This is a genomic window from Haloferax sp. Atlit-109R, assembly GCF_003665865.1.
GTDB classification, from domain to species: Archaea; Halobacteriota; Halobacteria; order Halobacteriales; family Haloferacaceae; genus Haloferax; species Haloferax volcanii.
This window is the reverse complement of sequence record NZ_QPLO01000002.1, coordinates 486,821-511,352: the sequence shown is the minus strand read 5'-3', so window position 1 is coordinate 511,352 and position 24,532 is coordinate 486,821. Positions and strand designations below refer to the sequence as shown.

22 protein-coding genes and 1 tRNA gene are annotated in these 24,532 nt (G+C 63.2%); 15 read left to right on the top strand and 8 right to left on the bottom strand.

Annotated elements, in window-relative coordinates; genetic code table 11:
* Positions 1-33 precede the first annotated feature (33 nt).
* Entirely contained in the window at positions 34-780 is a 747-nt protein-coding gene (locus tag DVK03_RS11260) for a hypothetical protein (RefSeq protein WP_115802973.1), read from the bottom strand.
* A gap of 171 nt (positions 781-951) precedes the next feature.
* Here DVK03_RS11260 and radB point away from each other — a divergent pair, with 171 nt between their 5' ends.
* On the top strand, positions 952-1,641 hold the full coding sequence (gene radB, locus DVK03_RS11255) for a DNA repair and recombination protein RadB (RefSeq protein WP_004042272.1): 690 nt from the start codon (positions 952-954) through the stop codon (positions 1,639-1,641).
* A gap of 117 nt (positions 1,642-1,758) precedes the next feature.
* On the opposite strand, the gene DVK03_RS11250 is transcribed toward radB, so the two are convergent.
* Complete coding sequence (locus tag DVK03_RS11250; RefSeq protein ID WP_004042273.1) at positions 1,759-2,901, bottom strand: CBS domain-containing protein; 1,143 nt, start codon at positions 2,899-2,901, stop codon at positions 1,759-1,761.
* A gap of 387 nt (positions 2,902-3,288) precedes the next feature.
* Here DVK03_RS11250 and DVK03_RS11245 point away from each other — a divergent pair, with 387 nt between their 5' ends.
* From DVK03_RS11245 to DVK03_RS11220, 6 genes are all read left to right on the top strand, one after another.
* Complete coding sequence (locus tag DVK03_RS11245; protein WP_115802972.1) at positions 3,289-5,562, top strand: type II/IV secretion system ATPase subunit; 2,274 nt, start codon at positions 3,289-3,291, stop codon at positions 5,560-5,562.
* Positions 5,552-7,678, top strand: coding sequence for a type II secretion system F family protein (locus tag DVK03_RS11240; RefSeq protein ID WP_115802971.1), 2,127 nt, complete (start codon positions 5,552-5,554; stop codon positions 7,676-7,678). The genes DVK03_RS11245 and DVK03_RS11240 overlap by 11 nt, the downstream gene beginning before the upstream one ends.
* A 4-nt stretch (positions 7,679-7,682) precedes the next feature.
* A complete protein-coding gene (locus DVK03_RS11235) occupies positions 7,683-9,860 on the top strand; it encodes a hypothetical protein (RefSeq protein ID WP_115802970.1) in 2,178 nt (725 codons plus the stop codon).
* A 3-nt stretch (positions 9,861-9,863) separates the two neighbouring features.
* Positions 9,864-11,594 (top strand): Ig-like domain-containing protein, encoded by a 1,731-nt coding sequence (locus DVK03_RS11230; RefSeq protein ID WP_115802969.1) that lies wholly within the window; start codon positions 9,864-9,866, stop codon positions 11,592-11,594.
* A 119-nt stretch (positions 11,595-11,713) separates the two neighbouring features.
* Positions 11,714-12,418 carry a haloacid dehalogenase type II gene (locus DVK03_RS11225; protein ID WP_115802968.1) on the top strand — a complete coding sequence of 235 codons (705 nt, stop codon included), beginning with the start codon at positions 11,714-11,716 and terminating at the stop codon, positions 12,416-12,418.
* Between the two features lie 78 nt (positions 12,419-12,496).
* On the top strand, positions 12,497-12,868 hold the full coding sequence (locus DVK03_RS11220) for a hypothetical protein (protein WP_115802967.1): 372 nt from the start codon (positions 12,497-12,499) through the stop codon (positions 12,866-12,868).
* Between the two features lie 83 nt (positions 12,869-12,951).
* On the opposite strand, the gene DVK03_RS11215 is transcribed toward DVK03_RS11220, so the two are convergent.
* On the bottom strand, positions 12,952-14,292 hold the full coding sequence (locus DVK03_RS11215; RefSeq protein ID WP_115802966.1) for a hypothetical protein: 1,341 nt from the start codon (positions 14,290-14,292) through the stop codon (positions 12,952-12,954).
* 499 nt (positions 14,293-14,791) lie between these two features.
* Here DVK03_RS11215 and DVK03_RS20070 point away from each other — a divergent pair, with 499 nt between their 5' ends.
* The 3 genes from DVK03_RS20070 (at position 14,792) to DVK03_RS11200 (ending at position 17,440) form a co-directional block, all read left to right on the top strand.
* The gene (locus DVK03_RS20070; RefSeq protein WP_171810347.1) at positions 14,792-14,941 is read left to right on the top strand and encodes a hypothetical protein; all 150 of its coding nucleotides are present in this window, start codon (positions 14,792-14,794) and stop codon (positions 14,939-14,941) included.
* Positions 14,941-15,129: a hypothetical protein gene (locus DVK03_RS11205; protein ID WP_013035537.1), complete on the top strand. Its 189-nt coding sequence runs from the start codon at positions 14,941-14,943 to the stop codon at positions 15,127-15,129. Before DVK03_RS20070 ends, DVK03_RS11205 begins: the two co-directional genes overlap by 1 nt.
* Before the next feature lie 403 nt (positions 15,130-15,532).
* Complete coding sequence (locus DVK03_RS11200) at positions 15,533-17,440, top strand: class I SAM-dependent DNA methyltransferase (protein ID WP_115802965.1); 1,908 nt, start codon at positions 15,533-15,535, stop codon at positions 17,438-17,440.
* Here DVK03_RS11200 and DVK03_RS19690 read toward each other — a convergent pair.
* On the bottom strand, positions 17,423-18,244 hold the full coding sequence (locus tag DVK03_RS19690; RefSeq protein WP_147298716.1) for a hypothetical protein: 822 nt from the start codon (positions 18,242-18,244) through the stop codon (positions 17,423-17,425). The genes DVK03_RS11200 and DVK03_RS19690 overlap by 18 nt on opposite strands.
* A gap of 109 nt (positions 18,245-18,353) precedes the next feature.
* Between DVK03_RS19690 and DVK03_RS19685 the strand changes: the two genes are divergently transcribed.
* Positions 18,354-18,641 carry a helix-turn-helix domain-containing protein gene (locus tag DVK03_RS19685; RefSeq protein ID WP_147298715.1) on the top strand — a complete coding sequence of 96 codons (288 nt, stop codon included), beginning with the start codon at positions 18,354-18,356 and terminating at the stop codon, positions 18,639-18,641.
* Positions 18,642-19,558: 917 nt separating this feature from the next.
* Here the strand turns inward: DVK03_RS19685 and DVK03_RS11195 are convergent.
* The 4 genes from DVK03_RS11195 to DVK03_RS11180 form a co-directional block, all read right to left on the bottom strand.
* Positions 19,559-19,633 (bottom strand) — tRNA-Val (locus DVK03_RS11195).
* A 71-nt stretch (positions 19,634-19,704) separates the two neighbouring features.
* Positions 19,705-19,956 (bottom strand): hypothetical protein, encoded by a 252-nt coding sequence (locus DVK03_RS11190; RefSeq protein WP_004042283.1) that lies wholly within the window; start codon positions 19,954-19,956, stop codon positions 19,705-19,707.
* A gap of 259 nt (positions 19,957-20,215) precedes the next feature.
* Complete coding sequence (locus tag DVK03_RS11185) at positions 20,216-20,749, bottom strand: cob(I)yrinic acid a,c-diamide adenosyltransferase (RefSeq protein WP_004062575.1); 534 nt, start codon at positions 20,747-20,749, stop codon at positions 20,216-20,218.
* The gene (locus DVK03_RS11180) at positions 20,746-20,985 is read right to left on the bottom strand and encodes a glutathione S-transferase N-terminal domain-containing protein (RefSeq protein WP_004062574.1); all 240 of its coding nucleotides are present in this window, start codon (positions 20,983-20,985) and stop codon (positions 20,746-20,748) included. Before DVK03_RS11180 ends, DVK03_RS11185 begins: the two co-directional genes overlap by 4 nt.
* A gap of 188 nt (positions 20,986-21,173) precedes the next feature.
* Here DVK03_RS11180 and DVK03_RS11175 point away from each other — a divergent pair, with 188 nt between their 5' ends.
* The 4 genes from DVK03_RS11175 to DVK03_RS20065 all read left to right on the top strand — a co-directional run bounded on the left by DVK03_RS11175 (position 21,174) and on the right by DVK03_RS20065 (position 24,520).
* Positions 21,174-22,280, top strand: a complete 1,107-nt coding sequence (locus tag DVK03_RS11175; RefSeq protein WP_115802964.1) for a metal ABC transporter substrate-binding protein — start codon at positions 21,174-21,176, stop codon at positions 22,278-22,280.
* Entirely contained in the window at positions 22,277-23,173 is an 897-nt protein-coding gene (locus DVK03_RS11170; RefSeq protein WP_115802963.1) for a metal ABC transporter ATP-binding protein, read from the top strand. Before DVK03_RS11175 ends, DVK03_RS11170 begins: the two co-directional genes overlap by 4 nt.
* Positions 23,170-24,168: a metal ABC transporter permease gene (locus DVK03_RS11165; protein WP_004042288.1), complete on the top strand. Its 999-nt coding sequence runs from the start codon at positions 23,170-23,172 to the stop codon at positions 24,166-24,168. Before DVK03_RS11170 ends, DVK03_RS11165 begins: the two co-directional genes overlap by 4 nt.
* 175 nt (positions 24,169-24,343) lie before the next feature.
* Positions 24,344-24,520, top strand: a complete 177-nt coding sequence (locus tag DVK03_RS20065; RefSeq protein WP_004042289.1) for a hypothetical protein — start codon at positions 24,344-24,346, stop codon at positions 24,518-24,520.
* Positions 24,521-24,532: the final 12 nt, after the last annotated feature.

Here is a 24,532-nt window from a genome sequence, read left to right as displayed (position 1 = left end):
CGTTAACGGCGTCGAAACCGCCGCCGCGGACGCTCATTCCTCGCGCGAGCGGTGTTCGTCCAGCGCCTCGTCGATGCTCAGTTCGCCGCCGGCGACGCGCCGCGCGAGGTCCTCGTCGATGGTGCGGTTGTCTTCGGATGCCTCCCGGGAGCGCGCCTTGATGCGCGTCAGTTCGCCCTCGGTCGGCTCTATCTCGCGGGATTCGATGCGCTCGCCGTCCCGGCGGGCGATGTTCACCGCGGCGAGCACGTCGCCCATGCCGCGCGCGCCGCTGCCGAGGTACGGCGTCGTCCCGGTCTCGTCGACGAGTTCGACCGCGACGCCGTCGAGTTCGTTGATGAGCTTCGCGCCCTGTAAGCGCGCGCCGTCGCCGATGCGGACCACGGGGTCGACCGCGTCGTCGGTCTCCTCTCGGATGACGTCGACGGCGTCCGCAAGCGGGACGTGGAACGCGGCGACGACCGTCTCGCCCGAGAGGACCGCGATGCCCGGTCTCGTTCCGGGGTCGACGCCGACGACGGTCTGTCCGCCGTCGCCGCGGAGGCTGGCAAGCGCCTCGTCGACGGCCCGGCGCACGTCGTCGCCCGTGGCGGTCACGCGGGTCACGTTCCCGTCGGAGCCCGTGCCGTCGAGGTCGTCGTCCGGGCCGGTGAGGAGGACGCGCGCCCGCTCGGGAAGCGAGTCGCCCGGCTCGACGGTCGTAAACGTGACACCTCGGCTCCGGAGTTCGGACACGGCCTCGTGGTAGAGGTCGAAGTCCGCGGTGGCGACGACTATCACGGGGGCCTCTTGGCGACGGCGACGAATAAAGCGTTGTGCGCGAGGTGCTCGCGGCGGTCGGGAGCCGGCGTCGACTCGGTGACCGCGCGATGCCGGAACGCGCCGGCGGCGGCCCGGCGACGACCGGGGTGGACCGGGGTCTTTTTCGGCCGGTGGCACTCACCTCCTGACGTGACAGAGTCAGTCTCCACCGGCTGTGACGCGCTCGACGACCTCCTCGACGGCGGGTTCGAACGCGGCACCGTCACGCAGGTGTACGGTCCCTCCGCGGCCGGCAAGACGAACGTCGCGCTCTCGGCGGCGGTCCGGGTCGCCGCCGCGGGCGGCACCGTCGTCTACATCGACACCGAGGGCCTGTCGGTCGACCGCTTCCAACAGCTCGCGGAGGCGGTCGCCCCCGAGGACGTGGAGTCTGTGACCTCGCGGCTGATGATAAGCGAGGCGTACGACTTCGAGGACCAAGAGCAGGCCGTCCGCGACGCCGAGGAGTTCGCCGCCAGCGCCGACCTCATCGTCCTCGACTCCGCGACCGGGTTCTACCGGCTCGAACGAACCGCCGAGGGCGACGGCGGCGAGGCGCTGCGCCGGGTGGCCCGGCAGGTCACCCACCTGCTGTCGCTCGCGCGCAAACACGACCTCGCGGTCGTCCTGACGAACCAGGTGTACGCCGACCCCGACTCCGACCGGACGCGCGCGCTCGGCGGCCACACCCTCGAACACTGGACGGGGACCGTCGTCCGCCTCGACCGCTTCCGCGGCGGCAACCGCCGGGCGACGCTGGAGAAACACCGCGCGAAACCCGCCGGGGAGACGGCGACATTCAAGATAACTGACCGCGGGCTCTCCGCGACTGACGTGTAGAAAAAGGGTCGACGCGGCCGGGGAGACGACCCGGCCGAATCCCGCTCCTGTCTTCGATTTCCGTTCCCGTTCTCGTTCCCGTTCGGGCGCGCCGGTGAGTGCCGGTGAGGCTACGGCTTACAGCTCGTTGAGCTTGCGGAGCAGCTGGCCGCGGTAGCGCTCGTCGGCCTCGAAGCCCTTGACTTCGAGCACGTTGCGTTCGAGCTTGTCGAGCGCGACGTGGAACGCGTGTTCTGCGCCGTAGCCCTCGCCGCTGCCAGCCAGTTGGCCGTGGCTCGTGCGGAGCCGAATCTGGCACTGGATGAGCGGCGTGCCGCGGAGCTTCTCTTTGTGCTCGTGGAAGCGGACGTGGGCGTGGAGCACGCTCATCCGCTGGTACTTGTCCGCGACCTCGGTGATAGCCGAGTTGATGTCGGCGCGGCTCAGCGTCTCGATGAGGCCGATGTTCGTGACCTGCACGTCCATCTGCTCTTCTTCGGTGTAGGTGAGCGCGCGGAGCACGTCGGTCTTCGTCACGACGCCGAGCACCTCGCCGTCGTCGTCGGCGGGCGTGACGACCAGCCCGGCGATGTCGTGTTCCAGCATGCGCGCGACCGCGTCGCGGACGCTCTCGTCGGGCGTCGCCGTGCGCGCCGGGCTGGTCATCAGGTCGTAGACCGGGAGGTCAAGCATCCGGTCGGTGTCGCCGCGGCGGTCCTGTTTTCCCTGCCGACCCTCGTCGCGCACCATGAACTCGACGAGGTCGTAGGTGGTCAGGATACCTTCGAGGCGGCCCTCGTCGTTGACGACCGGCAGCCGCGAGACGCCGTGTTCGCGGAGGCGGTTGATGGCCTGCCCGAGGTGGTCGCGCTCGCCGACGGTGACCACGTCGTCGGTGTAAATCTGCTCGACGGTCAGCGCGTCGAGGTTGTCGAGCACGGCTTCGAGGATGGCGTCCTGCGTGATGATGCCGTACTGTTTTTCGCCCTCGTAGACCGGCGCGACCTTCGTGTCGCCCTCGACGAGCATGCGCGCGACCTCGCGCACGTTCTCGTGACGGTCTATCTTGGGGACGGCCTTCGTCAGCGCGGCCGCTTTGGTGTTGTCTTCGACGTGCGAGTTGATGAGCTGCTTCTCACCGATGACGCCCGCGTACTCGCCGTCGTCCTGAACGATGATGCCCTTAGGGTTTTCCCGCTCGAAGATGGAGCGGACTTTGCCTAATCGCTCGTTAACGTCGACCTCGATGAAATCAGGAGTGGCGATATCAGCAATATCCATAATACATCCTTACATACAACGCCTCGTCTCTTGAAGGTTCGTCCCGTTTCCATCCGCTAGGAAGGACCGAAATCGCAAGGCCACGACGGGGCTGAAGGAGCGAATTCCGCCGGCAGACGGCCTATGACCATTGGTAACACCTCTCTCGATGAATATCACCGTTTCTTGCCGACGCGTCGGCCGGTGCTGTCGGCCGCGAGGAGCAGTACTGTCATTCGATTGCCAGCCGTCGTCGGGTCATCTCGGGGGCGACAGCCGGTCTCGCCCCGCCGAAATCGAACCAGTTAGTTCCCCGAATTCAACGGTAGTCCCGGCCTAACCGGCCGAATTCGGACATCTAGTCGCTCCATACTTACAGCCGTTCCTACCGTTCAGTATTTCCAGAGAATGGCGTCTCCTGACAAGAACTCCCAAACTGACCGCCTCGATGGCGAAGAATCGTTCCGAGCAGACGGTGCCGGCACCGCCGAACTGGTCCCCACGACCGGGCCGGAGGCGATGGCCGCCCGCGCGAGTGAACTCCCGGTCCCCGCGTCGGACCGCATCGAATACGGCCCCGTCGAAGACCTCGCTGTCGACGAATCGGCGGACGACGACCGCCCGGAGACGCTCCGGGAGGCCGTCCTCCGCGAAGTGAAGGCGTTCTTCGCTGAAGTCGACGAGACGGCGTTCGCGCCGGCTCCCTCCGAAGCGTTCATCGAAGACCAGTTCTTCGACTTCTCGTTCCTCGAGGGCGTCGAGACCGTCGAACACTACTGGGTGAACAAGCCCTTCGCGTTCGTCTCCATCCTGTACGACCACGAGAAGCGCGAACACCGGTACCACGTGAGCGAACCGCGCCTCGACGACTTCGAGGACTTCGTGCGCGACGACCTGACGAAGATTCTGCGCAACAGCCTGCTGTACCGCGACCTCGACGCCGACGGCGACCGCGAGGACGTGTTCGACGACGAGGCCCGCGACATCATCTCCGAACACGCGGCGACGGTCGAAGACGGGTCGCTCTGGAAGCTGTTTTACTTCCTGCTTCGGGACTTCATCCACTTCGGCCGCATCGACCCCGTGATGCGCGACCCCGGCATCGAAGACATCTCCTGTGACGGCGACGACGTGCCCGTCTACGTCTTCCACAGCGTCTACCGGGACGTGCCGACGAACGTCGTCTTCGACGACGGCGACCTCTCGTCGTTCACCATCCGCCTCGCGCAACGCGCGGGCAAGCAAGTGACCGTCTCCGACCCGCTCGTGGACGCGAGCCTCCCGGACGGCTCCCGCGTCCAGTTGACTCTCGGCTCCGACGTGGCCACCCGCGGGTCGAACTTCACCATCCGGAAGTTCTCGGACGTGCCGCTGTCGCCGGTCGACCTCGTGCGCTGGAACACCTTCAGCGTCGAGCAGATGGCGTACTTCTGGCTCGCCATCGAGAACAACCGGTCGCTCATCTTCGCGGGCGGCACGGGCTCCGGGAAGACCACCTCGATGAACGCGGTGTCCTTCTTCGTTCCCGGCCACGCGAAGGTCGTCTCCATCGAGGACACCCGCGAAATCACCCTCCCGCACGACAACTGGATTCAGTCCGTCACCCGCGACACGTTCACGGCGGACGGCCGCGGCGAGGTGTCGATGTACGCGCTCTTGCAGGCCGCGCTCCGACAGCGCCCCGAGTACCTGCTGGTCGGTGAGATTCGCACGGAAGAGCGCGTCGCCCTGACGTTCTTCCACTCCATCGCCACGGGCCACACCGCGTACACGACGTTCCACGCCGACTCCTCGGAGGGCGTGGTCCACCGCATGCGCAATGAACCGCTCGGCGTGCCCGCCCAGATGCTGTCGGACCTCGACATCATCTCGGTCCAAAAGCAGATTCACCTCGACGGCGACCGGACCCGCCGGAACATCGCCGTCACCGAAATCGCCGGCGTCCACGACGACGGCGAGGTCGAACTCCGCGACGTGTTCAAGCGCAACCCCGAGAACGACGCTCACGAGCGCGTCGGTGACTCGGTCGTCCTCGACGAAATCGCCGCCGAGCGCGGCTGGACGAAAGCCGACCTCAAATACGAACTCGACGTTCGCGCCGACGTGCTCCGGTACATCGCCGCCTCGGGCGTCGACGACTACCTGACCGTCTCGGCCGTGATTCGCCGCTTCGAGCGCGACCGCGAAGGCCTCCTCGCGCACGTCTACGCCGAGACCTCACTGGTCTCTGTCGACGAAAACGGCGAGGCCGACGAGAGCGACGACCCCGCGGCGGGCGAAAACGACGCCGCGGCCGACGACTTCGACGACGAAATCGAGGTCTCGCCCGAAACCGAACGTCTGCTCGCGGACCTGTTCGACATCGAGTTAGACGACGACGCGGAAGGCGACTCGGACGACGATGCCGACGACGATGAGGTGGCTGACGCCGCCGAGGCGGAGGCCGCCCCCGCCGCCGACGAAAGCGAAGCCGCCACCCCCGACGCCGCCGACGAATCCGATGACCCCGACGATGTCGGGACCGACTGGGAAGTCGTCGGTGACGACGCCGACGCCGGCGCAGACGACGCGGAAGCCGATTCCGCTGTCGTCGCGGACGCCTCGGACGCGTCGCCCGACGACCCCGACGACGCTGACGAGACCGTGACCGACGACGACCGGGAGGCCGACGATGCCCGCTGACTCGTCGACTTCGGTCCCCCTGCCCGACTACGAGGTCGAGCAGTACTTCCCGCGCGAACACTTCGACGAGTCGCCCGAGGAGGTCGAACGACTGCGCCAGCGCTACGGCTACGTCCGCACGTACTTCAAGCGCCACCCGGCGGGCCACCGCGACCTCCAGCGCTGGCTGAACCAGACCCGCGTGGGCACGACCTACGACCTGTATCTCACCCAGTCGATGAAGCTGGCGCTCGTCACCGCGGCGTTCGGCTCGCTCGTCGGCCTCGCGCTCACGTTCGTCCTCGCCCGCACGGGCGTGCTGGCGAACGCGTCGAGCCCCGTGAGCCTCGGCGTCGCGGCGGGGTACGTCGCCCCGCTTGCCCCCTACAAGGTTCCCATCCTCGGCGCGGCCCTCGTCGCCCTCGTCGGCGGGGTAGCGGCCGCCGGGACCTACTACGCCCGGTACTACCTCCCCAAGAGCCGCGCCGAGATGCGCGGCCGCAGCATCGACATCCTGCTCCCGCACGCCATCGTCTACATGTACGCGCTCAGCCACGGCGGGATGAGCTTCCTCGAAGTCATCCGCTCCGTCGCCGACGCGCCCGACTACGGCGAGGTGTCCCGCGAGTTCGAGATGATCGCCCGCGACATGGACCTGTTCGGTAACGACCTGTTCACGGCGCTCCGCAACTCGCGGAACCTGACGCCCTCGATTAACTTCGAGCAGTTCCTCGACGACCTGCTTTCGGTCCTCGACTCCGGCGGCGACGTGACCGCCTTCCTCGACCGCGAGTCCGCGACGTACCTCGAAGAGGCCCGCGACGAACAGGAGGACTTCATCGAGACGCTGTCGATGCTCTCGGAGGTGTTCGTCGCCGCGTTCGTCGCCGCGCCGCTCCTGCTCATCGTCACCCTGATGGTCATCAGCTTCCTCGGCGGCGACACGCTCGTCCAGCTGTACGCGCTGAACTACCTCATCTTCCCGCTGGGGATGGGGCTGTTCCTGCTCCTCGTGGACGTGCTCTCCTCGCCGTACACGCAGGACACGGTCCGGACGAAACACGACGTGACCGTCCTCGAAGAGCTTCGGACGGTCGCGGTCGACTTCCTCGGCGCGATGCGCCGCGAAATCCAGCGCGCCCGCGAAGCCCGCTGGGGGAGCGACGACATCGCCTCCGACGGCGGCTTCGTCGACGAGCGACTCGACGACTACCGCCTCGAAAACGCGGTGTACGAGCTTCGGACGCTCATCGGTGACCCGCTGGACATCATGCGCCGCCAGCCGTACCTCTCGGCGGTCGCCACGGTTCCCCTCGCGCTCCTGTCGGTCGTCGCCGTCTACGCGCTCGGCCTCGCGACGCCGACCCTCGACGCCATGCTCGCGAACCCGTACAACACGACGGTCTGGTACGTCGTCCTCCCGTTCGCCATCGTGGCGGTCCCCCTGACGGTGTTCCACGAGCTTCGGACCCGCCGCGAGCGCACGCTCGAACGGCGCTTCCCCGACACGCTGAACCTGCTGTCGAGCGCCAACCAGATGGGTATCTCGCTGGTCGAGTCGCTCGCGCTCGTCTCCCGCTGGTCGACCGGCGCGCTCGCGGACGAACTCCGCGCGCTCCGCAACGACATCCGCTGGAACCACGACGCCCACGCGGCGCTCATGGCGTTCGCCACCCGGCTCAACGTCCCGCAGCTCTCGCGGGTCATCCGGCTCATCGCCAGCGGCGGCCGCACCAGCGGCGACCTCTCGCGCGTCCTCAGCGTCGCCGCGGAGGACACCCGCAACCGCTACAAACTGGAGAAGTCCCGCCGTCGCGCGATGGGCTCGTACATCGCCATCGTCGTCATCGGGTACTTCGTCTACCTGTTCGTCATCCTGATGCTCGGCGCGAGCTACCTCGGCCCCCTCGCCGAGATGTCCGTGCCCACGACGGCGTCGAACGGACAGTCGCTCCCCATCGGCATCTCGTCGGTGCCGCTGGCGAACTTCCACGTGGTGTTCTTCCACTCCGCGCTGATTCAGGCGGTCGGCAGTGGGCTCCTCGCCGGAAAACTGGCCGACAACAGCGCCCTCAGCGGGCTGAAGTACGCCCTCGGACTGTCCGCGCTGGCGCTCGTCGCCTTCGCACTGGTGTAAGGCCATGACTCACAACACCCCCAACAACACCCAATACACACACTCGCCCCGCAGGCACGCACTGCGCGGGTTCGTCGCGGGCGCGGCCCGCCGCGGCTCGCACCTCCGCGGTGACCGCCGCGGAGCCTCGGCCATCCTCGGCACGATGCTCGCGTTCGCGCTCGTCGTCTCGCTCGTCGCGATGGTGCAGGTCTCGGCGGTCCCCGCGTGGAACCAACAGACCGAGTTCGAACACCTCACGGCCGCCGAGACCGACTTCGCCGCGTTCGACGAGAGCGTCTCGAAGGCGGTCGACGGCCGGCAGACCCGCGCGACCCTCGACGCCGGCGTCGACTACCCGACCCGCGCGCTGTTCGTCTCGCCCGCCGCCGGCTCCGGCAGCCTCCGGACGACCGACCCCGCGACGGCCCGCATCTCCGGCGCGGTCGCGACCGGCGAGACCGGCAGCTACTGGGACGGCTCCGAGCACGCGTTCGACACCCAGCAGTTCGTCTACCGCCCCGACTACCGGTACCTCCAGAGCGAACCGTCGCTCGTCCACGAGGGGACCGCGCAGTACACCGCCTACGCGGGTAGCGAGGTCGGAGCGACCCAGTCGCTCGTCGACGGCACCAAGGTGTCGCTCGTCTTCCTCGAAGGCGACATCGACACCGCGACGAGCGAGGCGACCACCTTCGGCGTCGTCCCCCTGAGCGCCGGCACCGACTACATCACCGTCACCGACGCGGGCGCGCCCATCACCATCTCGGTCCCCACCCGGCTCTCCGAAGACGCGTGGCGCGACCTGCTGGCGGACGAGCCGAACGTCCGCTCTATCGCCTACGCGACCGGCACCGATTCCAACACCCTGACGGTCGAACTCGAACCCGGCAAGACCTACGACCTGCGGCTCTCGCGGGTCGGCATCGACACCCCCGGCGCGCTCCAAGCGCCCGCCTACATCGTCGACGTCGAGGGCGACAACGCCGTCGTCCCGCCGGGTGCGAGCCACCGGGCCGTCGTCGAGGTCCGCGACGCGCAGAACAACCCCGTCCCCAACGCGGTCGTCACGGCCAGCCCCGGCCTGACCGCCGAAAGCGGGCGCATCGTCGCACGTGACTCCGGCACCGTCTCGACCGTCACCGATTCGGACGGCCGCGCGACGTTCGTCTACACCGCGACCGGAAGCGTCGACGGCGTCGTCAACGACGCGTTCGACGTGGTCGTCGAGGACGCCGCGGGCGCGACCGTCGACCGCGTGACCTTCGACGTACAGCTCCGCGAGGGCGGCGTCACCGACCCGCTCCGCGGGCTCGTGGCCGCCGTCGACGACCCCGGATTCGTCTACGCCGATGTCGACGGAAACGGCGAGTTCGACGGCGCTGACTACCGCGTCAACGACACCGGCACGGGCGGCGACGTGACATACGACGCCGGAACCGACCGGCTCGTCGTCCCGCCGAGCACCGGGACCATCGTCTCCGACCGCGACATCACCTTCGCGGGCGACGGAGTCTCGCTCCACGTCGACACCGTCGCCACCGGCTCGAACAGCCGAATCGACATCGACGCCGGAAGCGGCTCGCTGGCCGCGGTCGGCGTGAGCGTCACCTCGGTGTCGGGCCAGGACATCACCGTAGTTGCGGGCGACGAAATCGACCTCTCCGGCGCGTCGGTCACGCAGGGAAGCAAAGCCAGCCTCTCCATCGAGGCCGGCGGCGACATCGACCTCGACAACGCCGGGGTGACGGTCGCACAGGACAGCAACAGCCTCCGTATCGTCTCGACGAACGGCTTCGTCAGCGCCCGGAGCGCCGACATCAGCGGGAAGGGCGACATCCGAATCGACGGCACGGACGGCGTCGACCTCGCCGGGGCCGGCCTCTCGGGGGTCAAGGACAACGGCGCGCTCGACGTCGTCTCCGCGCGCGGCGGGGTCAATCTCAACGGCGTGGTCATGCTCGGCGACGGCGACATCGTCGTCGACGCCGAGGGCAACGTCTTCGTCGTCGGCGCGAACATCGCCTCGACCAAGACGGACGTGGTGATAACCTCCGACGGCGGGATGGTCAGCGGCCGCGAGGCCGCCATCTCAGCCGAGGACGACGTGGTCATCACCGCGGCGGTCCGCATCTACCTGCCCGACTCCTCTATCGAAGACGAGGACACGCCAGAACTGAACGCGCCCGAAGTGGAGGTCTGAGCCATGTCTCGCCTCTCTCTCGACTCCCGCGGCGTCTCGGAAATCCTCGGGTTAGTCTTCGCGTTCGGGCTGGTCGTGTCGGTCATCGCGGTGGTCCAACTCGCGGGCACGCCCGTCTGGACCGCCGGCGACGAAGCCGACCACAGCGCCAGCGTCTCGACGGACCTCGCGTCGCTCGACTCGCAGGTGTTCCGCGCCTCCGGCGTCGAGGCCGGCAGCCGCGTCGCGGTCGACTCGGACGTGTCGTACCCCGAGCGGTATCTCGTGGTCTCGCCGCCCGACAGCGTCGGGACGTTCCGGGTCGACGGCGCGGATGCCGTGACGGTCACGGGCGTCTCCGCGGTCGGTCCCGAAGCGGTGTTCTGGGACGGCACGACCCGCACCTACGAGACCGGAGCCATCGTCTACGAGGCCGACTACGCCGAGCGCGACGAGGCGCGGATGGTGCTCGAAAGCGGCGTCTCGTACCTCGAAACCGACGGGACCCCCGTCGTCCACCGCCAGTCGCTCGTCCGCGGCACGACCGTCACGCTCGTGTTCTTCGAGGGCGACCTCGACGGTCACACGACCGCCGGCGACACCGTGGCGCTCGCTCCCGTCTCCGTGCGCTCCGAGTCGCTGCCGGTGTACAGCGCCACCGACCCGGTGCGCATCTCGGTGCCGACCTACCTCTCTGAGGACACGTGGGTCGACCTCATGGCCGAGGAACCCCACGCGCGAGTCGTCTCCCACGTCGCCAGCGGCGACCACGCGGTCGTCACTATCGAACTCGACGCGGGCGTCCGCTACGACTTCCGCGTCGCCCGTCTCGGCGTCGGCGAGGCCGTCGAACCCGACCCCGCCGCCTACGCGGTCGCGGTCGAAGGCGAGGACGCCGCGGTCCCCTCGGGCGGCCGCGAGACGCTCGTCGTCCGCGCGTTCGACCGCTACGGCGCGCCCGCCGCGGGCGCGACGCTGACCGTCAGCCCGTCGACCCCGCTCGGCGGCACCGTCGCCCCGACCGCCGGGGCGACCGCCGTCACCGACGAGTCCGGCCGCGCGAGCTTCACGTACACCGCGCCCGACGACGTGACCGAAATCGAAGGCGACACCGTCACCGTCACCCTCGACGGGGCGTCCGGCCCCGGCGCGACGGTCACCATCCCGCTGGAAGTCCGCGGGATGGGCGAGAGCTACGAGGTCCGAAACACCACCGCGTCGACGCCGGAGCCCGAAGACGACTTCGACATCGACGACGGCGAGGTCGTCCCGTCGGACGCCTTCACGGGCGATTTCGAACTGCTCGGCAGCGCCATCACGGACGGGCGGGGTCCCGTTCCCGTCTCCGTCACCTTCGTCGTCGACGGCGAGCAGCACCACTCCGCGGACTGGGACGACGTGAACGACCGTCGGTCGCACTCGTTCAGCGTGGCTGGCGACGCCGGTGACTCGCTCGCCATCATCGCCGCCACCGACGGCTACGTCACCGCCGACTCGTCGGTCGACCACCGACAGGTCGCGGTCCTCCGCGACGGCGACCGGGTCCCGAGGATACGGGGCTACAACGGACAGGACGACGCCGCCGAGTTCGTCGCACCCTACATCAGCGACGACGGGAAGACGATGGAACTCGACAGCAACCAGGCCATCTTCCTGTTCGAACTCGGAACGACCGACACGCACAGTCCCGCGTTCGATATGCAGGACGTGGTCATCCTCGTGACCCTCTGGGAGGACGGGGGGGGAGGCGACTGAGTCGGCCGCCACCCGCCCGTCGCGCTCGTCAGGCGCGCCAACCCATTCTTCGGTCTTTTTTCTCGTCGCGTCCGCGCGACCGCCGTATCGTTAACATCCGCGTCGCCGTAGGGTCGCGTATGTCGTTCGACCCCGACCGCGTCTCGACGGTCACGTTCGACTCGTACAGCACGCTCGTGGATGTCGACGCCGCCGAGAAAGCGCTCGCCGAGCGCGTCGACGACCCCGAACCCGTCTCGAAGCTGTGGCGGTCGCGGTCGCTCGAATACACGTTCGTCGGCAACCACGTCGACGAGTACGAACCCTTCTACGAGGTCAACCGCGCGGCGCTCCAGTACGCGCTGGAGGCCCACGACGTGTCCGTCTCCGCGAGCGAGCGCGACGCGATTCTCTCGGTGTACCACGAACTCGACGTGTTCGACGACGTGCGCGACGCGGTCGGTCGCCTCCGCGACGCCGGCTACGACTGCTACGTCGTCTCCAACGGGAACCCCGAGATGCTCGATTCGATGGTCGACCACGCCGACATCCGCGACCTCCTCGACGGCGTCGTCAGCGCCGACGAGGTCGGGGTGTTCAAACCCGACGCGGAGATTTACCGCCACGCGGCCGCCCGAACCGGGACGCCCATCGACGAAATCGCCCACGCGACCGCCGGCTGGTTCGACGTGATGGGGGCGCACCACGCCGGAATGCAGGGCGTCTGGGTCGACCGCAAGGACTCGCCGTGGGAGCCGTTCGGCCCCGAACCCGACCTCACCGTCCCCGACCTCACGACGCTCGTCGATGCGCTCGTCGGCGACGGGCGCGACACGACGGACTGACGCCGCGTTCCCGCCCGAACTCTGGGCGCTATGCTATACGTTCACAATACTGATTGCGTTGGCCGTCCATCTATCCGGATGGAACGGCGGCGCGTGAAAGGCGGCATTCTGGCCGCTATCGGGTTCGTTCTATCTCCGCTTTCGTGGTGGAACGACCTCGTGGTCAACCTCCCGCTGGCCTACGCGTTCGGCGTCGCGGTGAGCCTCATCTCCAGAAGCTGGTTCCTTCCGGGCGTCGTCGCGGGCTACTGGCTGACGAACGTCATCGGGTTCGTCCTGCTTCACAAGGGCGCGGTCGACGCAGTCTCGGCGGAGGCACATCCGTACACCGCCCGACGGTTCACCAAGGATTTCGCCATCTCGGTCGGCTACACCGTACTCGTGGTGCTGTTGGTCTGGCTCGGGTTCCTCAGCGTTCCCGACGGCCTGCTCGCGGCGCTCGGTCGCTGACTTCGGTCGGGCCGGCGCTCGCCGTGTGAAAATAGCTCCGAGCCGACCCGGTGGTGGGTCCGAGTCGGCCGGTAGTCGGCGGTTCAGCTCTCCGTTTCGTTATGGATGGGTGTCTCGGTCGGCGGTGCTGTCTCCGTGTCGTCGTCAGTGGTCGTTGTCTCCGTATCGTCGTCAGTGGTCGTTGTCTCCGGTTCGTCAGTCGTCGTTGTCTCCGGTTCGTCAGTCGTCGTTGGTTCCTCCGTCGTCGGTTCCTCACCGATAGTCACGACTGCGTCGTCGGTGACGGGCGTGCCGTTGACCGTGTACGGGCCGTCTTCAGTTCCGTTGGAGGTGAGGAAGTCGAGCGTCTGGTTGTCGTTGGTGTCGAGATGCGCCTGCGCCGTGAGGTTCACGCTCTCGTTCTCGCTCAGCGGTTCGAGGAGCGGCACGGTAACGTTCTCCTGTGGGCCGGAGTCGAGGTAGTCGGTCGCGCCGACGACCGAGCCATTCTCGTCGAGGATGGCGATGTAGCCACCGTCGGAGAGGTTCGCGCTCGTGACGGTCACGTTACTGCCGTCGGACTCCTGGTCGTCGAACTGGAGCGTCGCGGTCGGCTCGTCGGTTCCGTTCGTCGGCTCCTCGCTGACGGTCACGACTGCGTCGTCGGTGACGGGCGTGTCGTTCATCGTGTACGGACCGTCCTCGGTCCCGTTGGAGGTGAGGAAGTCGAGCGTCTGGTTGCCGTTGGTATCGAGGTGCGCCTGCGCGGTCAAGTTGGCACTCTCGTTCAGCGGTTCGAGGAGGGATACGGTGACGTTCTCCTGCGGGCCGGAGTCGAGGTAGTCGGTCGCGCCGACCACGGAACCGTTCTCATCGAGGATGGCGATGTAGCCGCCGTCGGAGAGGTTGGCGCTCGCGACGGTCACGTTCGTGCCGTCGGACTCTTGGTCGTCGAACCGGAGCGTCGCGGTCGGCTCCTCGGGTTCGGGCTCGGGCTGTTCGCCCACGGTGAGCGTCGCCAGCTCGCCGAAGTCGCGCGTCTCGACGCCGTGGATGTACGTCCCGTCTTCGAGGTCCGTCGTGTTGACGTCGAACTCGATGGTCTCGGTCTCGTTGGGGTTCAGCGCCCAGCCGGTCCGTTCAACCACGTCACCTTCGAGTCGGAACTCGACGCACTGAATCATCGGCACGTCGTTCGGATTGGTGATATCGGCCGACACCGTCACCGGCTCACCGGCTTCGACGCCGGACGGCGCGGAGAGATTGCTCACCCCGAACGACTCATACGTACCGTTGCTCGGATACGTGCAGTACTGTGTCTGCGTCTGCGTCTGTTCTTGTACCTGTGCCTGCTGTGTATCGACCGCCGCCAGACCGGTCCCCGACGCCGCCGCGACGAGGGCGACGACGACGAGGACGCCGGCGATACGTGTTCGTGTGCTCATGTGTCTGCGATGACAATCTACCGACGCCGCCGGCAAAAGCTGACGAGATAGTTTCAATAGTTTCGCGCGTTGGCTGTCAACTTACCTGACGGTGTAGACGGTTAGTCCGCCTCTGATTCCGATACTGGTGGCCTCTCGACCGATTTTTCCGCAACAGTTCACGAAACACGATGTTTCACGCGAGACGCTACGCGTTAACTGTCAGAAAATCGAGTTTGTCGCCAATGCTAACGGGGTAGCTTCTCGTTTATTCGAACGTCCTGACAGTTTGAGTGACGCGGCCGACTGAGCGTTTCGAAACCGGGACGGTGTCGAATCGCTGGCTGTCTCTGAACTACTCGGGAGCTCTAGGGTCGACTTCTCATACGGGTACCGATTGTCCAGTTACGTTGAGTAGTACGAACCGTAGGTACAGTTGGCGTTACATTCGGGGTCGAATCAGAGATATTGCATACATTATATCCAAAACTTCTTGTATCTGTACCGTATTGGGCTGTGTATGAGCGAATCCACCGAGAATTCGCGGATTGCACCGTACACGGAGTACTCGCGCACCCGTTCGCGGTGTCCCCGATGCGGGACCTCGGTCCCGAAGGAGGCGGTCGGCGACGCGCTGTGTGCGAGCTGCAAGACGGACGTCTCCATCTGATGAGCACGGCCGCACCTCACAGTTCCGACGAATTGGCGGATGCGCCCGTGTTCGACCTCGAATGCATCTACGACGACCCGGAGAACCCGACCGAACTGACCGTGTTCTCCCCGAAATCGGAGGAGTTGACCACGTCGTGGATTACGGTCGACCGCGGCAGCGCCGTCTCACTGGACGATATCGCGTAGGCGCTCGGCTGGCGACGGTTTTCCGTTTTTGTTTTTTGAGGTTTGACTATCGTGTCCTTCAACTCCACGGGTGTCTCGCTCGCTAAGCATGCGAGATATGAGACGATCAGTGGGGCGGGTTCGAACATACTCCTGCCCGCGCAGTTCAGCGATTATGGCCCACAATGGGTCGTAGGACGGCGCGGCACGAAGTGGTGAAGACGTGGCCATCCTCGGCAGTACCTCCTGACGTGAGTCCGCTTCAGAGGCAATCAATGAGCCGACGAATGAAACCCGAAGCCGCCGACGAACGGTATCTCAAAGAACGGAAACTAACGAGTATGGCGTTTGGCATCTGCTGACCGCTTTCGACCAGAGGGTTAATACGATTACTTCGTAAATCATAGCCAAGGTACCTTTGTCTATGTCGGCAGAAGCTCAAAATGTGAATTCGATGGATAAAGATGATGTGTTGAGGGTTTTGGAGCAGTATGCGCTTGAGGAACTGGAGGCAAATTTGGTGACGTTTTATCTTGATAATGTTGGTGTGGATTATTCCCGCTCAGAGTTCCTCAATAATGTCACATCATTGGCCACTGACCAAGATATTTCCAAGATCGTTCATATTCTATTCGGTAGGACGCCCGAGAGTATTTCGCTCAATTCGGTATTGAGAGTATTCGAACTAGCTGTTGAGGAGGAAGAACGCGAGATTAACGGTGTATATTACACACCTGAGAAGGTTATAAACTATATCCTTGAGCAAACAATTCATGGCGACGACACAGTCTGTGACTGTGCCTGTGGTGCAGGTGCATTCTTGGTTCAGGCTACCACTCGTCTTCGCCAGATAACCGAGAAGTCAATTAAAACCATCATACGTGAGAACGTGTATGGCTCCGATATTCTGGAGAATAACGTTCGAGAAACTAAAATTGCGTTATCGCTCTTAGCAGCAGAGAACGGGGAACTTGTGGATAATAATGACTTCAATATTATCCAAGCCGATGCGCTCCGACAGGATTGGAATGATGCCTTCCCTGAGATTGCTAATGATGGCGGATTTGACGTTATAGTTGGAAACCCGCCATATATTAATATCCAAACGATGGATAAAAAAACAAAAGAACATGTTTTAGACCAATATGACACAGTCCAATCAGGGAATTTCAACACATATATTCCCTTCATCGAGTTAGGTATTGAGCTGATTAATGAAGGAGGAAAAGTCGGATATATACTTCCACTGAATTACTTTACAACACTGACGGGAGAAGACCTCCGAGAGTATTTACAAACTGGCAAATATGTGTCCGAAATAGTCGATTTCGGAGACACCTTGTTATTTGATGACGCATTAACATACACTGCGATTTCCATATTCTCCAAAAGCAGCAAAAGTAGCTTTGATTATATTAAGGTTGACTCCGTTGATGACCTCAACAATCTCCCCGACCGAGATTTCATCGATATAAAATATTCTTCTATTGATTCGGAAAAGTGGAGGTTGTTAGATGAAGATGAGTTTGGAAATATTCGGAAGATAGAGTCCTTCCGGCCTCTGGATGAAGTCTCTGGAATCCATACGGGAATTGCAACGCTCAAAGATAGCGTGTACATCGTAGATGCGGTCGACCTTGATAGTGAGTATTTCACGATAACATACGAAGGAGAAACATATAGAATCGAGAAAGAGATTACAGAAGAACTCGTGAAAATATCTACAATTGAAGCTTCCTCTGACTTGAAACACAACGCAAAACGGATTATCGTCCCCTATAAAAAGCAAATTCAACGGACACTTGCTGGGGACGGCAAGCAGGTGGAGACAACTATAATCCCTGAAGATGAATTGAAAGAGGAATTCCCGGGGACGTACGAGTATCTTGAGGCAGCCCGCGACGAACTCGCAACTCGTGAGAAAGGCGATGGTGTCGATTACGAGCCATGGTATAAATATGGTCGGGAACAGGGGTTAGAGTATATCGGTGAGAGGCTTTATACACCAACATATAGCAGTGGACCGAAATTCCTCCATCATGAGACGGAGTATTCGTTGTTCGCGAATGGCTATGCTGTTTTCCCAAAAACGGTTGATATTGAGATACTTGAGCGAATTCTGAATTCGAAAGTGATGGATTACTATATCCGCAACACGAGTAAAGAGATTCAAGGCGACTTTCAATGCTATCAAAAGAATTTCATTAGGAAGTTTTCTGTTCCCGAATTCTCCTCATCGGAGAAAGATGAACTGATATCCCTATCAGACCAAAAGGAGATTGATCAGTACCTTATCAAAAAATATGGTCTGAGTTTAGAAGTCAGTAATTGAAGATTTCGAGTCGTCTGTATCGGCTTTCTTGTCAAAGTCGTGAATTTGTGAGTACCGTCTTTTATAATCGCTTAGTAGCTTCTCGAAGAAGTTCTCGACAGAGATTACATTAGAACCATATATTTCAGCAAATTCCGGCGTGACAAGTCCCTGTTCAACAAACTCATCAATGTCGTCCATGATTCGGGGAGGTGATTGCTCGAAATCAACAATAAGTAGGCACATCGCTTCGTATTTCCACTTTTCATCCTCTGGAGTTTCACGACCGCTAAGAGACGAGTAACTGCTTATAAATTTTTGAATATCAAAATTCTCCGAACGCTCGACAATATTTTTCTGTTTTGCTGATGAGTCGTACCCCCTTTTTGGGAGTAGGAAAAAGTACCCGAGAGGGAGATATGGGAATCGGTTATGGAGATTAAGTGACTCGGCATAGATTCGCTCAAAAATCGTGTCAAAATTTTTGCCAATTGAGCTCAGTTGGCTACGAACGTTAATTGCCATTCGCGGACCAACAACAGGGCCATCCTCCTCATAGCTATGAACTAGTATATCCTGGCTTTTTGTCTTCGGAAATCCATATACGGTGGCAGATGTGTCACTAGGATGGGAATCTTCGTGGATATATTGTGGATTCACTCCGTTATCCACCAGCTGGTCAATTATGTAAGAATGAATACGTCCAATAAGCTTTTCACTCCGTATCAAAGAATAGCTTGGATTCTCGTCCGGATCTCTGATAGCAGACTCAAAGTCAGTTTTTATACCCTCAAGAATACTGCCAAGCTCATCTCGGTCGTACATTCCTTTGTTCGTTTCCACTCTTGGTTGAAACGGGTATGTTTCTAATTTTGGAAACTAGTTGCCTAAGTGAGCAACGAACATATTTTCCCGTTAAACGCAACACCCGGTTGTGAACATCGAGGACGTTTGTTCTGCTCTCTCCAACCCAACCCGACGACGGCTTATGTCATTAGTAATTGCAAGAGGGCCGATGAGTAGTAAACAGGCGCACGAAATATACCAACGAAAGTTTGAGACGTACCGGCGTGAGTCGATATATAAATCGTTAGAGACGTTAGTATCGGCAAACCTTCTTGAGAAAGCGTATGATGAAGATGACGGACTTCGATATTCTGCCCGGATAGCTCAGCTCCAATTGAATCTTGAGGACATGGAGGTTGAATCGGTGGCTGAATGAATAGAAATATAGGATAGTATTGTATATCCAGTCTGTTCTGGGTGAAGGTGAATGGGACGCAGCAGTCTGTTCAGGATTACAAGAGAAAGGTGTTACTGCTGATTTCAACAAAGACGCCACGTTCGTTGTCCATCAATTTGTGTCTATATCGACCGACTTAGTCGCGCTACAATCGTCAGACTGCTCCGTCGACAGCATCTTATCTCAGTTCACCCATATCTCGTAATGATTGAGAAGCGAAACTCTTGGCCGTATTTTACTCTGCTGTGTTGCTCTCTGCGCTTTACTGCATCACGTTTCTGTTTTTTCTGTCTCACTCGGTTGTGTTCCAACCCCTTGATGCGGTAAACCGCTTACAGTCGAACTCGATGTGTATCGCGGAGTATCTCACCGGGTAGCCCGCTACTTATTATAATACGAGAAGCTGTCTATTCCCCCCCAATTTTAAGCAAGTCTTCGATATCGTCGGTGTCGAGGCATTTCCGGAGTCGGGACAGAACTATCTGGTAGCAAGAAACCAAACCTTCCTCGGAGAATCCCATCTGGTTGGCAACGTGCTCGATGACGCAGTGGCCGTCTCCGTCGTCACTCGTCTCCTGGGCGCGGAGTCTGGCGCGAGGACATCGATTCCGTTTCGATTTACACGGATAGTTCTTTGTGGTCGGGCAGCACCTCCACTTCTCGCATCGTTGAGGCAAGTAGGACAGCACCGACCGCCTGCTTGGTGTGTTGGGAACAAGGGAGAACACCACGATACCGCCGCCTGGGGTACTCGGCACGAACACAGTGAGTGATCGGTCAGGGCGGATTCGAACCTCGGTCGCTCACTCCGTTCGCTCCCTGCTTCGAATCCGCCGTCACCACTTTCGGTACCACGGACTCCTCGCTGTCGCTCGTCGTTGCGAGGTACCAGAAAGTGGGTTGGGGCGGATTCGAACCGCCGGCCTGCTCCGTGTGAAGGAGCCGTCATAACCTGGCTAGACCACCAACCCGGCTACGATTTCGATTTCCCGCGCCGCCAATTAAGACTTACGTTGTGCCCCGATTCGGGGCGCAGACACACCTACTCGGGTCGCCGCACGCGACGCCGAACCCGCCCGGCGACCCGCCGACTCCGCGTCGCCGCCCGGCGCGCCCCGTACTCGACGCGTTCCCGCGGCGTCTGCGGCGCAGGTTCTTCCTCGTCTTCGACTTCGCGCCCGAGCGCCGCCATGAGGCGGCGACGGAGCGGTGCCGTCTCTTCGTCGAGTCCGGCGTACAGGTGCTCGAACCCCCGTCGGAAGTAGTACCGCGCGTCGGTGAAATGTCGGTTCATACCTCCGGATAGTCCCGCCGACGAGAAAACGATTATGTTACACGATACCGAGAGTCATATGTCTGGGAAAGAGCGATACACTTTAGTGATTCTTAGGCATACCTAAAACTGGGAACGCAGGCCACGCTTCGTGGTCGGTCCCAGTTAGCGTCTGGCCCCTTCCGGGACGGCGATACCGTGGGCACGATTCGTCCGTCCTGGTCCCATTATCCTCGCGAGCGACCGCGCCGACACCGGCCGGTGCGGCGGCCGCTCGGACTCAGTACGTCGGTGACTCCTCGGGTACCCCGTCGCGCTTGTTGACCAGTCGCGCGAAGACGAACAGCGCGTCGGAGAGGCGGTTGAGGTACGCGACGACTTCCTCGTTGACGGGTTCTTCGGCCGCCAGCGAGACGGCGCGGCGCTCGGCCCGCCGCGACACCGCGCGGGCGTGGTGGAGTTTGGCCCCCGTCTCGCTCCCGCCGGGGAGGATAAACGACGTGAGCGGGTCGAGTTCCTCGTCGGCCTCGTCGATCCACGCTTCGAGTTCGTCCACGTGGTCGGCGGCTATCTGCGGGTCGCCCTCGTCGGGGTCGGGGTTCGCGAGGTCGGCCTGCACGATGTGGAGGTGGTTCTGGACGGCTTCGAGTACGTCGTCCACGTCGTCGTGGCCGGTCGGACGGACCGTCCCGATGAGCGCGTTCACCTCGTCGACCGTTCCGTACGCCTCGATTCGGTGGCTCGTCTTCGACACGCGGGTCATGTCCCGCAGGTCGGTCATCCCCTCGTCGCCGCGGCCGGTGTATATCTTCATGCCAGCGTCTGGTCGACGTACCGGAGGATGTTCTCGCTCTCGGACATCGTCACGCCGCGGTCGCCGTCGACGAGCACCGGGACGCCGCGCTGGCCGCTCACGCGCTTGACCTCGTTTCGCTCCGAGTGCAGCGCGTCGACCCACTGCGTCTCGTAGTCGACGCCCGCCTCCGAGAGCGCGTCGTGGACTTTCTCGCAGTACGGACAGCCGTCGAGCGCGTAGAGTTCGATTCCCATGTCCCGCCGTTGGACGCGCCGACCCAAAGAGATTTGCACGCCGGTCGGTCCGACCGCCGCGCCTCGACCGTCGTGCCGTCGGTGCCCTGTGAGCCGTTACGGCTCGCCACTCGAATGTTTTAGACACATCAAAATTCAACCTTAGAGCAACAAATCTATATGGTGGCTTGTATCTATTTCACATAGTGATGAACACGAACGCAGATTCGTCCGACCCCAAACTCTCTCGGCGGTCGGTCGTCGCGGCCGGTTCCGGTCTGTTGACGGCCGGTCTCGCGGGCTGTCTCGGCGGCGGTGGCGGCGCGGGAAGCGGAAGCGACGGCTCGAACACCGACTCGAACGACGCCTCCGGCGGGTCCGAGTCCGAAGACGGCCCTGTCGTGGTCGCCTCGTTCTTCAGCTTCTACGACTTCGCGCGGGAGGTCGCGGCCGACACGCCAGTCACGCTCAAGAACCTCATCCCGACGGGGCTCCACGGCCACGGCTGGGAACCGGACGCGAGCGTCACGCGCGACATCATCGAGGCCGACGCGTTCGTCCACGTCGGGAAGGACTTCCAGCCGTGGGCCGACCGCGCCATCCAGACGCTGAAAGACGACGACGTGGACACTCAACTCATCAACGTCCGCGAGGGCGTCGAACTCGTGGAACTCGCGGCGAGTCTCGACCGCGACGAGGAGGGCGTCGGCGAGGGTCGCGGGAAGGACCCCCACTTCTGGCTCGACCCGCGGCGCGCCAAGACCGCCGTCGACAACATCACCGAGGGGCTGGTCGAACTCGCCCCCGAACACGAAGAGACGCTCCGCGACAACGCCGACGCGTACAAAACCGACGTACTCGACCGCATCGACCGGGACTACCAGGACATCTTCGACCGGGCGTCGCGCAAGGTCGTCCAGTTGGCGGCCCACAACGCCTTCCAGTACATCGGCGTCCGCTACGGCGTCGAGATGCGCCCGCTCGTCGTCAACCTCGCCGCCAGCGGCGACGTGAAGCCCTCGGACATCACCGAGGCGAAGCGCGTCATCGAGGACAACGACATCCGGTACATCGGCGCGGGCGTCTTCGAGACGCGCCGCCCGGCGAAACAGCTCATCGCCGAGACCCCCGTCGAGGCGTACTTCCCCGTCACCCCGTACGCGGGCGTCCGCGAGGACTGGGTCGCAAACGACTGGGGCTACGAGGAAATCGCCGACAACATCAACATGCCGACGTTCGAGGTCGTCCTCGGCAACAAGTCGCCCGAGGAGGTCGGCGGCGACGGCTGGGCCGACGAATGGAGGAACTTCGAATGAGCGCCCTCCGCAACGGCGAATCCGCGGAGTCTGCCGAGTCCACCGACGCCGGCGTCTCCGACGACGCGAGCCGAGACGCCGGCGGCTCGTCCGACCCCCTCGTCGAACTCGCAGACGTCGAGTTCGGCTACACCGCGACGCCCGTCGTGGAAGACATCTCGCTCCGCATCGACCCCGGCGAGTACGTCGCCATCGTCGGGCCGAACGGGTCGGGCAAATCGACGCTGATGAAGCTCATCCTCGGCCTGCTCCGGCCCGACGAGGGGGCCGCGCGGCTGTTCGGCGAGCCCGCCCACGCCTTCGACGACGGCGCGCGCATCGGCTACGTCGCCCAGCACGCCAGCGCCTCCAAGGAGATGCCCATCACCGTCCGCGAGGTCGTGAAGATGGGTCGGTTCCCCCACGTCGGCTTCGGCCGGCTCTCGGCCGAAGACCACCGCATCGTCGACGAGGCGCTCGCCACGGTCGGGATGTCCGACTTCGCGGACCGCCGGGTGACGAAGCTCTCGGGCGGCCAGCGCCAGCGCGCCTTCATCGCCCGCGCGCTCGCCGGCGAGGCCGACCTGCTCGTCTTGGACGAGCCGACCGTCGGCGTCGACGCCGAGTCGGTCGACGCCTTCTACGACCTGCTCGAATCGCTCAACGAGGAGGGCATCACGATTCTCCTCATCGAACACGACCTCGGCGCGGTCACCGACCACGCCCGGCGCGTCGTCTGTCTCAACCGCGAGGTCTACTTCGACGGCCCGACCGACGAGTTCGTCGACAGCGACGCGCTCGCGCGGGCGTTCGGGACGGCGGCCTCCTTCGCGGGCGGTTCGGGCAGTTCGAGCGGTACAGGCGGTTCGGGCAGTTCGAGCGGTACAGGCGGTTCGGGCGGTGGTCGCCCGTGATACCCGTCGAACTGGTCGCCGCGTTGCAGGCGGGGCCGTTAGACGCTGCCCTCGCGCCTCTCTACTGGCTTCTCGCGCTGTGGTCCGACCTGCTTTTCGCCGTCGGCGACGCGACCGGCCTCGGCTTCCTCGACTACCGGTTCATGCACCGCGCCATCCTCGTCGGCCTCTGTATCGGCGTGATGGCCCCCCTCATCGGGACGTTCCTCGTCCACAGACAGCTCGCGCTCATCGGCGACGCGCTCGCCCACACCGCCTTCGCCGGGGTCGCCGTCGGCCTCTTTCTCAACGGCGTGTTCAGCCTCGGCGTCTCGCCGTATCTGACCGCCGTCGTCGTCGCCGTCATCGCGGCGCTCCTCATCGAACTCATCTCGGAGGCGACCGACGCCTACAACGACGTGTCGATGGCTATCGTGCTCTCGACGGGGTTCGCGCTGGGGACCGTCCTCATCAGCCTCAACGCGGGCGGCCTCGCGGTCGGCATCAACCAGTACCTCTTCGGCAACCTCTCGACCGTCTCGGCGGAGAACGCCGCCATCCTGCTCGTGCTGTTCGCCGTCATCGTCGGCACCGTCGCGCTCACGCGCAACCAACTGCTCTACGTGACGTTCGACGAGACGGCCGCCGCCGTCTCGGGTATCTCGGTCACGTGGTACAACCGCGTGATGGTCATGCTGACCGCGCTGGTCGTCGTCGGCGCGATGCAAATCATGGGCGTCATCCTCGTCGCCGCCATGCTCGTCGTCCCCGTCGCGGGCGCGGCGCAGGTCTCCCGGAGCTTCTCGGAGTCGCTTCTCGTCTCCGTCGTGTTGGCCGAACTCGCCGTGCTCCTCGGCATCGGCGCGTCCTACTACGGCGAGGCGACCGCCGGCGGCGTCATCGTCCTCGTCGCGGTCGGCATCTACGTCGTCGCCGTCGCCATCGGCAAGGTACAGGCGCGCGCCGGAGCGGACGCGACCCCCGAACTGGGGAGCATCGACTCCCGCGAGGCGTAGCCGCGGGACTCGACTGCACTCTCTCCTGTCTGCGCTCGGTAGACGGTCGTCGCACGCGGACTGACGTGGAATTCGACCACAATCCCGATTTGCTATCGCGATATTCGATTTATTTCCTCTTCCACAGCGTCCGCGAACCAATATCTTCAACAACGACTACCACGGATTCGACCCCATGAGCGACCTCGAAATCGAACGCGAGTGCCCGGCCTGCGGCAACGACACGTTCTACCTCGCCGCCAGCATGGAGATTCACCTCGGCACGAAGACGAAGTGGCACTGCACGGAGTGCGACTACGGTTACATCCACATCACGGACGACATCGAGACGTACGCGAAGGCCGAAGCGTAACCGCGAAAAAAG